The organism is Geomonas sp. (assembly GCF_056994735.1).
The window spans coordinates 1-1,587 of record NZ_JBXKJL010000318.1; the positions used below are offsets into that span (position 1 = coordinate 1).

The 1,587-nt window shown below is 59.4% G+C and carries 2 protein-coding genes and 1 pseudogene; 1 reads left to right on the forward strand and 2 read right to left on the reverse strand.

The features are described 5' to 3' along the window. Positions 1 to 352, forward strand: a pseudogene (locus AC11W3_RS14095) (ISKra4-like element ISKra4 family transposase); the annotation flags it as partial. A 640-nt stretch (positions 353 to 992) separates the two neighbouring features. On the opposite strand, the gene AC11W3_RS14100 reads toward AC11W3_RS14095, so the two are convergent. Both AC11W3_RS14100 and AC11W3_RS14105 read right to left on the reverse strand, forming a co-directional pair. After that, the gene (locus AC11W3_RS14100; RefSeq protein WP_484093187.1) at positions 993 to 1,394 is read right to left on the reverse strand and encodes a hypothetical protein; all 402 of its coding nucleotides are present in this window, start codon (positions 1,392 to 1,394) and stop codon (positions 993 to 995) included. 10 nt (positions 1,395 to 1,404) lie between these two features. Next, positions 1,405 to 1,587 (reverse strand): hypothetical protein (locus AC11W3_RS14105; protein WP_484093188.1); only part of this gene is annotated, 183 nt, incomplete at its 5' end.

Consider the following 1,587-nt stretch of genomic DNA (forward strand, 5'->3'; position numbering starts at 1 on the left):
CATGGATGAACAAGCTTGGTTGAAAAAGAGTAAAGAGATCCTGACCGATATCCAAGAGTGGCGGCGAGCGCCCCCCAAAGCCAGCTTTGTGGAGATCGAAGACGAGGTGCATATACGCATGATGCAATTGGAAGCCCAGGTGCTGCAAGATGCCGCGCAAGAGAGTCCCAGCCGAGCATGGGGAAAGGCAGCAGAACAGGAGCACCCGTTGTGCCCCACATGCCAGCTTCCTTTGCAATCGCGAGGCACACAGAAGCGACCCTTACAAGGGAATGGGGGAGAAAGTGTGACGCTGACCCGAAGCTATGGAACCTGTCCCAAGTGTGGCGAGGGTCTTTTTCCCCCTGGATGAAGAACTGGCTTTAGGTTCAGGGAATCTGGCTCCTCGTCAACAAGACCACCTGGTTCATCTGGCAAGCTGGATGCCCTTTGCAAAAGCGAGGGCGATGCTCGAAGAACTGCTGGGAGTTCATATCAGCACAGAAACCGCACGCCGACTCACTGAACAAGCGGGGAGATGGGGAGTGGAGGTCCAAACCGCCCAAGCCCACCAGCCCTGGTCACCAGCCCCTCTTGACCAGAGCATGGCTGGCCGTCTGGCCCTCAGTGCCGATGGGGCCATGATTCCCCTGCGGCAGGGGGAATGGGCCGAAGTGCGCACGGTGGCGATTGGGACCGTGAAAGAGCACATCACCACGGATGGAAAGCCGGAGAGCCGAGTCGAAGACCTCTCGTATTTTTCCCGCTTGACCACGGCCGAACCCTTTACGAACCTCGCCGAGGTGGAAATGCGACGGCGAAAGGTCGTGCAGGCGCCAGCCGTCTGTGCGGTGACCGATGGAGCGGATTGGCTCCAAACCTTTCTGGACATGCACCGACCTGATGCGCTACGGATCCTGGATTTTCCCCATGCTGCCGAGCACGTGAGCAAACTCGTGGAAGCCTTAGAGCAAGCCGGACTCTGCTTTCCTGTCCGCATGCTTGAGCGGTGTTTACATGTCCTCAAGCATCGCGGTCCCCACGCCCTTCTGCGCATGACCCAAGGCCTCTCGACCGAGCTTGCTGAACGCCCACACGTCCGTGAGCACCTGGGGTATTTGGGCAAACGCTTGGCTTTGATGCAGTATCCCACGTTCCGAGGAGCAGGCTGGCCGATTGGGTCGGGTATGGTGGAAAGTGCCAACAAACTCGTCGTCGAAGCCCGCCTCAAAGGAGCTGGCATGCATTGGCAGCGCCACCATGTGAAGCCCATGCTCGCTTTGCGCAATGGCGTCTGTAATGAACGTTGGCAAGAAACCTGGCAAATGGCTGGTTCCCAGGCCCGCAAGCTCCGGGCTCTCCGTCGCAGCAAGCGTGCTGAACGCCGACGTGAAGCTCGGCTCGCCCTGCGCCATCCCGCCCTTCTCACCTCTCCTGCTCTGCCTCCCCCTCAACCCATGGGACGACCAACCGCTGTGCCTGTGCTCTCCCCTCCCTGTGCGCCTGCGGCGACTCTGCCAGGTTCTTCTCGCCCTTCTGCTCATCATCCCTGGAAACGAGGTCCTGCTTGTGCACCCAAGAGGTTTGCAAAAATTTAGGGCACACCCG

Coding starts and splice junctions, on each gene's coding strand:
- AC11W3_RS14100 (WP_484093187.1), bottom strand. CDS start 1,394: ATGGCGCAGGGCGAGCCGAGCTTCACGTCGGCGTTCAGCACGCTTGCT.